Below are 8,146 nucleotides of genomic sequence, written 5' to 3'. Positions count from 1 at the left end.
GTTGCGGCCCAATTGTTTGCGAACAACAACCGTCCCGTCGCTGTCAACGGCATGTACCTGAAAGACGTTCTTTGCCAGATCAAAGCCGATCGTGGCAATCGTCATGGTGGATGGCCTCCTTCTAATGAAGTCGATGACAGCTCCATTATGGCGCCTAGACGCCGATCGAGGAGGCCGTCCACACCATCAACAAACCAATGGTCCGCTGCCAGGCGGGCCTTTGTCGTTGGTGGGGGACAATATGGTCGAGGATATAGTCGGGGGTGAGCTCGCGCCCATGAAGGTCATAGCTGCAACCAAAGGGAGGGCTCATAACGCGAAACCTGAGGGCGTGATGAAAAGGCTCCACCGACCGGCCGCTTAAGGCCAAACGAAGACAGTTCGGGAGGCAACCCGAAAGCACATCACTCACTCAGGACCTCACGAATCGAGGCGTACGGAGCGGAAGGCCTTGGCGAGCTCAACGCAGACCAGATGCTTTACCGGAGCAAGGTTTGCATGCGCCGAAACGATCACGCCGATCTTGAGATTCTGGAGGACGTCGACGTCGAGCTGCGCAAAGCTGAGCGTGCCGGCCTCGATCTCGTCAAGGAAGCCGAGCTTGGTATAGAGACCGATACCACGCCGGCGCAGGATCATCCGTTTGGCCATCGGCAGAGAATTCGTGAAGAGTCGGGTCGAAAGCGATTCCGCAACGTCCGAGACGATTTGATCGATGATTGAGTCGCCTTTACGCGCATCGATCGAGCGCACCATCGGGTAAGCGGCGATGTCAGCCACGGTGAGCTTGCTGCGCTCGGCCAAAGGGTGGTCGGCGGGCATAACCACACCGATGGGGGCGGCTTTTTGCGCCAGGGTCCGGGTATCGGGATGCAGGTCGTTGCAGAATGTCAGGCCGATGTCGGTCTCTCGTTTCGCCACAGCCTTGACGATCTCGTCCGGCTGGGCCGTCGAGACAGAGAATGTGACCTCGGGATAGGCTTCACTGAATCGCTTTAAGGCGTCGGGCAGCACCCCGAGCGCGATGGAATCGAGCGCCATGATGTCGATGTGCCCGGTGCGCATGTCACGAATATCGCTGATCAGGAGCCGGATGCGTTCATAGTCAAAGAGCGTATTGCGGCAGTGTTCGAGGACGACGATGCCGGCGCTCGTCAGCGTCACCCCACTGGCCGTCCGGTCGAACAGGCGGATGCCAAGCGCCTCTTCAGTGCTGATAATCTTGCGGTTCACCGAGGTGGAGGCGACGTTGAGGACCGCCGCCGCCTTGCGAATGGAGCCCTGACGGGCGACTTCGTCGAAATAGCGCAGGAAGTTGTCGTGCATGGTCGGGCAGCCCTCTCCGGGGTGGTGCAGAAAAAGCATCACCACTAGCGAAAATTAATCCTTCTCGCATCGCATGCGGTGGGACTAGCGTCAAATAAATCCGCCGAAGATGCGGAATCTCTCTCAATACAACAGGAGGGGCGTAGAATGACGCAGGATACCACCTATGGCTTTGCCCGGCGCTCGGTGCTCAAGGGTATGGCCGTGTTTTCGGGGCTGGCCGCCACCGGAACCTACCTCTCGATCAAACCGGCCGCGGCGGCCGGTATGTACAAGGTCCGGATGCAGCTTGGATGGCTGGCGTCGAACGGCATTCTAGGCGAAGTCGCGGCGGACAAGCTTGGCTATTTCGCCGAGGAAGGGCTGGAACTGCAGATCGTGCCAGGCGGCCCGAACATCGACGGCGTTGCCTCGGTTGCCTCGGGCGCGAATAACTTCGGATCGATCTCTTCAAGCCCGTCCCTCATGCTGGCGCGTTCGGCCGGCCTGCCGATCAAGTGCATCGCCGCAGGCTATCAACAACACCCCTTCACCTATTTCTCGATGTCCGGCAATCCCGTGCGCAAGCCGCAAGACCTGATCGGGAAGAAGGTGGCGACCCAGGGCACGGCGCGAATTCTGCTGCGCGCGATGCTGGCGAAAAACGGCATTCCGGAGGATCAGGTTGAAGTCTCGGTCATGGGCGGTGATATGGCGCCGCTGAAGACCGGTCAGGTGGACGTTGCGACGGGTTGGAAAACCAATGTCGGCGCGCTGTCGGTTCTGGGCGAAGAGCGCGTTGACATGTCACTCTGGGACAGTGGCATACAGCTCTATGCCAATCCCTATTACACGACCGACGACGTGCTGGCTGACCATGGCGACAAGGTTGTGGCGACGATCCGGGCGATTTCACGCGGCTGGGGCTGGGCTCATGCCAATCCGGAAGCCGCCGTCGAGGTACTGCTTGAACGCTATCCCAACCTCGATCGAAATAGCGAGATGAAAGCCGTCGACCTGGTGCTCGGCTACTCCTTCAACGAGAAGACCGCCGCAGGCGGCTGGGGTGTCATGACCAAAGAGAACTGGCAGGCCCAGATCGACACCTATGACGGCCTGAAACAGTTCACCGGTTCGGCGCCGCAGCTGGACGATATCATGACGCTCGATATTCTGAACGCCACAGCCGATGTCCGTCCGAAAATTGGCTAGTGCCGCCCTGGATGGCACAGACGTAGCAACGGTGGGGAACCTGCCTGCGGCTGCATCGCTTCGTGGGGCGTCGGTGAAGTTCGGTCACTTCACCGCGCTCAGCGACATCAATCTCGACATCATGGCAGGGGAGTTCTGGACGATCCTGGGTCCATCGGGTTGTGGAAAATCGACGATGCTGAGGCTTGTCTCGGACCTGATTCCGGCTTCTTCCGGCGAGGTCAGGGTCCTCGGAAAGCCGACCGAGGCAGCCAGGCTTGCACGGGAATTCGCCTTTGTGTTCCAGGATGCAACGCTGCTTCCGTGGCGGTCTGCGCTTAAGAATGTCGAACTGCCGCTAGAGATCGGGCGCAAGCGCGGGGTCAAGATTCCGCTGGGGGAGCGGACGCCGCGTGAGCTTTTGAAGCTCGTCGGCCTTGAGGGGCGCGAAGACGCGCTGCCACACGAGTTGTCGGGCGGCATGTGTCAGCGCGTGGCGATCGCCCGGGCACTTGTCTGCCAACCGAAGCTTCTGCTGATGGACGAGCCTTTCGGCGCGCTTGACGAAATGACGCGGGACCGTCTGAACCTGCAGCTTCTGCAGATCTGGCGGGAAACGGGAACGACAATCCTTTTCGTCACTCACTCAATCCCCGAAGCCGTCTTTCTCGGACAGAAAGTCCTGATGCTTCGCGCTCATCCGGGGCGGGTCAAGGCCATTGTCGACATAGATATGCCAGGCGCCCGCGAAATGCGCCTGCGTGAAACACCGGCATTCAACCGCTACTGCGCACGCTTGCGCGACCTTCTTGAGGAGTGCTGATGTCCGTGACCGAACCTACCCCAAGCGCGACGGGCAGCCGACCGGCCGGAGGGGTGTCGGACGAGGTAAGGCTACGCCTGGCAAACATTGCGGTCCCCCTTGGTACTGCCGTTACCCTCCTTGTTGTCTGGCAACTGGGCGTCCGGCTGTTTGGCGTTCCGACCTATATCGCACCTGCGCCGAGCGATGTTCTGGCGGTCTTCCGCGACGACTTTCCGCTGCTGATGCGGAATTTTTGGCCGACCTTCTTTGAAAGCGTGATGGGTTTTTTCATTGGCAATACGGCGGCGGTCCTGATTGCGGTGGCTTTCGTTCACTCGCGGCTGGTTGAGAAGGCTTTTTTCCCCATCGCGGTCTTCATCAATACGATCCCGATTCTGGCCATCGCACCGATCCTTGTTCTGGTCTTCGGCGCGGGGTTGACGGCGAAAGTCGTGATCGCTGCGCTGATATGTTTCTTCCCGACACTTGTGAACATGGTAAGGGGCTTGCAATCGGTGAACCCGCAGACCCTGGAGTTGGTGCGGATTCTCTCGGCGTCGAAAGCCGAGATTTTCTGGAAGATAAGGTTGCCGTCGTCGCTACCCTTCCTGTTTTCGGCTCTCAAGATCGCGGCGACGACCTGCGTGATCGGCGCAATCGTTGGCGAATGGATCGGCGCGGACAAGGGGCTGGGCGCGCTGATCATCGACAGTACCTTCAACTTCCGCTCGCCGCTCCTCTACGCAACCGTCTTCGTATCGTCTGGCCTGTCGGTCCTGCTCTTCACGCTGGTGACGCTGGCCGAGAAGGCCTCGGTGCGCTGGTAGCTCCGGGCAGGGAAAGCATTCGGGAACCCCAAGGGGCCCAGTCTTAGAAAGGAAATACGATGTCAGACCGCCAACAAACCTTTGTCCGAGTCGAGGGTGGCCAGGTGCCTGTCGTCGCTGATTGCGATGTGGTTGTCGTGGGTGCCGGCCCGGCGGGTCATGCCGCCGCGGTGTCGGCGGCGCGGAACGGCTGTTCGGTCACGCTTCTTGAACGCTATCACCACCTGGGTGGCATGGCCTCGGGCGGGATGGTCCTGGTTCTCGACGACATGGTGAACGAGGGCAACGAGATCGTGACGACGGGCATCGTGACGGAGTTCGTCGAACGTCTGGAGCGCGAAGAGGCGGCGGTCTACCCGCCGCCGCAAGACTGCCAGACGAACTGGGATATGTGGCGGAAATGGTCGCGCTGGGGCTGCATCGACTTCCACAAGGCGATGATGCCGCAGCCGATCATCCATGCGGTGGCCTTCGATCCCGATGCCTGGAAGCGGGTCAGCCTGGACATGGTGCGCGAGGCGAAGGTCAACCTGCGCACCCATTCGTGGTTTTCCGACGTATTGCGCGAGGGAGACCGCATCACCGGCGTGATCGCACAGACCAAGCTCGGGCGGCAGGCGATCCGCGCCAAGATGATCGTGGACGGCACCGGCGATCTGGACGTGGGTGTGGCTGCGGGCGCCGCTTACACCGACGGTCAGTTCATCGTGACCACCGTTTTCCGGCTGTCGGACGTGGACACGGAACGCGCCATCGAGTTCGAATTTTCCCATCCCGAGGAATACAAGAAGCTCGACCGCGCGGCGCGGCGCGTGATCGGCGGTGCCTGGGGGATGTGGTGGCTCAAGACGCCGCTTCCCGGCATCGTCTGGTGCAACTGTCCGCATATGCCGGGTTATGACGGGCTGTCGGTCGACGGCATGGTTGCTGCCGAATGCGAGGGCCGCGACCGTATGATGAGCTTGCTCAAGTTTGCACGAGAGAATGTTCCCGGATTTGAGAAGGCCAGAATGCTGGGCGCAGCCGAGCAGATGGGCATCCGCCAAACCAGGCTGCTGCAAGGCGAGTATGTGGTTACCAAGGACGATGTGAAGTCGCGACGTTTCTTTCACGATACCGTCTGCAGGGGGCGTGATTATTATACTCCGTATCGTGCGCTTTTACCGAAGGGCATCGACGATCTGATCGTTGCCGGGCGTCACTACTCGGTCGACAGCGATGCCCAGAAGCTGTCACGTGAGATCCCGCCTTGCATGGCCCAAGGCGAGGCTACGGGTGTGGCTGTCGCTTTGGCACTTAAGAGCGGCACCGCGCTGCGCGATGTCGACTACAAGGCGATTCAAAAACAGATGCGCGCCCAAGGTGCCGACCCGGGTGACATGCCGTCTGCCAACGCGTTGATCGAAAACACGGCCGCGGCGGAATAAGAGGTTAGGAGATATGTCAGAAACAACCATGCCGCTTAGCGGCGTTCGCGTCGTTGACTTTACTCAGGTCATGCTTGGCCCTTGCGCCACACAGATGCTTGGTGATTTTGGGGCCGATGTGATCAAGATTGAGCGGCCAGGCGCGGGCGACCTGTCGCGGAACTTCTTCGGCGTTTCAACCGAGGAGGCGATGAACAACGCGGTCTTTGCCTCTTTGAATCGCAACAAGCGGTCAATCGAGGTCGATACCAAATCCAAGGAAGGCCGGGCGATTGTTTTGGAGCTTGTCAAAACCGCGGATGTCGTTGTCGACAACTTCCGCGCGGGTGTCATGGAGCGGCTGGGCCTTGGATACGAGTCGCTCAGTGAAATCAACCCGCGGATCATCTGCGCCTCTGGCACCGGCTTCGGGCCGCAAGGGCCTTATGCCCACAAGGGCGGCCAGGATGTCCTCGCACAGGCGATGACGGGGGTTATGGAGAAGACGCAGGATCCATCCATTCCAAAGTCCATCTACCCCACAACGCTTTGCGACTATTCCGCGGGGATGCATCTGGTTCAAGGCATTCTGGCGGCCCTGCTGATGCGTGAGAAGACGGGTAAGGGCCAGAAGGTCGAGGTGTCGCTTTACGACAGCATGATCGCAATGCAGATGCAGGAAGCGGCGCAGTGGTCGAAGCACCGCGACGTGCTGAACTGGGCCGCCATGCCGCTAACCGGGGTTTTCGACACCTCGGACGGCGCCCTGGTGGTCGTGGGGGCGTTCAAAGCCAATCCCCTGCAGGACATCTGCAATGCGCTGGAGATCGATGATTTATCGCCCGACTACCCTGACCTGGCCAGCCAGAGGGCAAAAAAACCCTTCCTGCAAGCCGCCTTCCGTGACGCCTTGGCAAGCAATACCACAGCGCATTGGCTGGAGCGCCTGGAGGCCCAGGACCTGCTTTGCGCGCCGGTCCGTTCCCTGGGCGAGGCGCTGGCGGATCCGCAAACCGACATCAACCAGATGCTTTGCCCCATCGAGCACCCGACCCTGGGGTCGGTAACCCTTGTCGGCTCGCCCGTGCATCTGAGCGATGCGCCGCTCGTTGTCCGGCATGTTCCACCACGCCTTGGCGAGCATAACCAGGAGGTGCTGGCGGAGATCGGCCGTGAAGTTCTGGATCCGGCAGCGGAATGACAGTTCACTTTCATGTTCGCTCGCACGTCGCGCGGGTAACCATTGACAGGCCCGAACGAATGAATGCGGTCGATACCGCCACTCATCAGGCGCTTGAGAAAGTCTGGCAGACAATCGAACAGGAGCCTGACATCCGTTGCGTCGTGCTGACCGGTGCCGGCGACAGGGCGTTCTGTGCCGGTGCCGACCTGAAGGACGACAGCGGACAAAGTGGTCTGGAGTATTGGGCCGGATCGAGTAGAAACGGCTTTGGCGCTATTTCCCTACGCCAGAGTCTGTCGGTCCCCGTGATCGCCCGCGTGAACGGCGTGGCCCTTGGCGGGGGAATGGAGATGGTGCTTGGCTGCGATATCGTCGTCGCGTCTGAAAGCGCCCGCTTCGGCCTGCCCGAAGCGCGGGTGGGGCGTGTGCCGTTGGACGGCGGCATGGGGCTCTTGCCCCGGCTCATACCGCGCAACGTCGCTGTTGGAATGATGATGACGGGCCGGCTTGTCAGTGCCTCTGAAATGGCGCATTGCGGGCTTGTGAACGCGGTCGTTCCGGACGCGGAGCTGGATGCCGAGACCGATCGGTGGATTGCCGACCTCCTGGCCTCTGCGCCGCTGTCGCTGCGGGCAATCAAGGCGGCCGTCCGTCAAACCGAACAGATGTCGCCCGGAGAAGCCCAGGCTCATAAGACACCGGACCTGGTCGCCGCCCTGATATCGAGCGACGCGGAGGAGGGGGTGCGGGCTTTTCGGGAAAAGCGCCCCCCCAACTGGACAGGCAAGTGACGTTGTGACCCTTGTGATCACCAGCGCCTGCGTGGATGTGAAGGATGGAATCTGCACCACGTCCTGCCCTGTGGACTGCATCTATGAGGGTGGGCGAATGTATTATATCCATCCGACCGAGTGCATCGAATGTGGCATGTGCGAGAGCATTTGCCCCGTGGATGCAATCCGCTACGCCGATGAAGTGAACGAAGACGAAGAAGCCTTTGTGGCGTTGAACGCAGAGGTGTTTCGGCAAGCCGATGGCAGTCTGGCGGAGCCGGGTGGGTGGAAGGCCGGCGGTCCGTCCCTTACGGATCCGCCGGCGTTGTCTCGGTTATGCGGCCAGAAACAATCGAACTAGGAAGAGAACTGGGAGATGGGGTGTCGTTGCCGCGTTGCCGACAGCACCCGATGGGGACAGGAATCCGGCGAAGGCTTCCCTTGCGGAGCAGCGCCAGTGGACGCTCAAAAACGGAAGCTACAGGGATAGCGCGCGGCGACGCGATAATGAAATGCCGGGACTAAACACCTAGATCGGATCATGTTTTGACGGAACCACTTCGTGGTTGCGCCAAAACATGTGAATCCGACCGCCATCAAACAGTTAGCAGGCTGCTGAAAAAGGGCTCGCCGAAGTCTTTTGGTCGTGATTCTCT

8 protein-coding genes and 1 pseudogene are annotated in these 8,146 nt (G+C 60.4%); 7 read left to right on the top strand and 2 right to left on the bottom strand.

The window, feature by feature from the left end; translation table 11 throughout:
* A pseudogene (locus tag HBA54_RS29395) lies at positions 1 to 105 on the bottom strand (IS110 family transposase); the annotation flags it as partial.
* Positions 106 to 420: 315 nt separating this feature from the next.
* Complete coding sequence (locus tag HBA54_RS28390) at positions 421 to 1,326, bottom strand: LysR family transcriptional regulator (RefSeq protein WP_167232045.1); 906 nt, start codon at positions 1,324 to 1,326, stop codon at positions 421 to 423.
* Between the two features lie 147 nt (positions 1,327 to 1,473).
* On the opposite strand from HBA54_RS28390, the gene HBA54_RS28385 reads away from it, so the two are divergent.
* The 7 genes from HBA54_RS28385 to HBA54_RS28355 are packed head-to-tail and all read left to right on the top strand — an operon-like array spanning position 1,474 to position 7,851.
* Positions 1,474 to 2,517 carry an ABC transporter substrate-binding protein gene (locus HBA54_RS28385; RefSeq protein WP_167232042.1) on the top strand — a complete coding sequence of 348 codons (1,044 nt, stop codon included), beginning with the start codon at positions 1,474 to 1,476 and terminating at the stop codon, positions 2,515 to 2,517.
* A gap of 31 nt (positions 2,518 to 2,548) precedes the next feature.
* Positions 2,549 to 3,319 carry an ABC transporter ATP-binding protein gene (locus HBA54_RS28380; protein WP_205944975.1) on the top strand — a complete coding sequence of 257 codons (771 nt, stop codon included), beginning with the start codon at positions 2,549 to 2,551 and terminating at the stop codon, positions 3,317 to 3,319.
* Between the two features lie 5 nt (positions 3,320 to 3,324).
* On the top strand, positions 3,325 to 4,128 hold the full coding sequence (locus HBA54_RS28375; protein WP_205944974.1) for an ABC transporter permease: 804 nt from the start codon (positions 3,325 to 3,327) through the stop codon (positions 4,126 to 4,128).
* Positions 4,129 to 4,187: 59 nt separating this feature from the next.
* Positions 4,188 to 5,555 (top strand): FAD-dependent oxidoreductase, encoded by a 1,368-nt coding sequence (locus tag HBA54_RS28370; protein ID WP_167232033.1) that lies wholly within the window; start codon positions 4,188 to 4,190, stop codon positions 5,553 to 5,555.
* Positions 5,556 to 5,568: 13 nt separating this feature from the next.
* On the top strand, positions 5,569 to 6,735 hold the full coding sequence (locus HBA54_RS28365; protein ID WP_167232030.1) for a CaiB/BaiF CoA transferase family protein: 1,167 nt from the start codon (positions 5,569 to 5,571) through the stop codon (positions 6,733 to 6,735).
* Positions 6,732 to 7,508 (top strand): enoyl-CoA hydratase-related protein, encoded by a 777-nt coding sequence (locus tag HBA54_RS28360; RefSeq protein ID WP_167232027.1) that lies wholly within the window; start codon positions 6,732 to 6,734, stop codon positions 7,506 to 7,508. Before HBA54_RS28365 ends, HBA54_RS28360 begins: the two co-directional genes overlap by 4 nt.
* A gap of 4 nt (positions 7,509 to 7,512) precedes the next feature.
* Positions 7,513 to 7,851: a ferredoxin family protein gene (locus HBA54_RS28355; protein ID WP_167232024.1), complete on the top strand. Its 339-nt coding sequence runs from the start codon at positions 7,513 to 7,515 to the stop codon at positions 7,849 to 7,851.
* Positions 7,852 to 8,146 lie beyond the last annotated feature (295 nt).

The organism is Pelagibius litoralis, assembly GCF_011683915.1.
Lineage (GTDB): Bacteria > Pseudomonadota > Alphaproteobacteria > Kiloniellales > Kiloniellaceae > Pelagibius > Pelagibius litoralis.
Note: the sequence above shows the minus strand (reverse complement) of the source record. Positions and strands in the feature narration are given on the sequence as shown.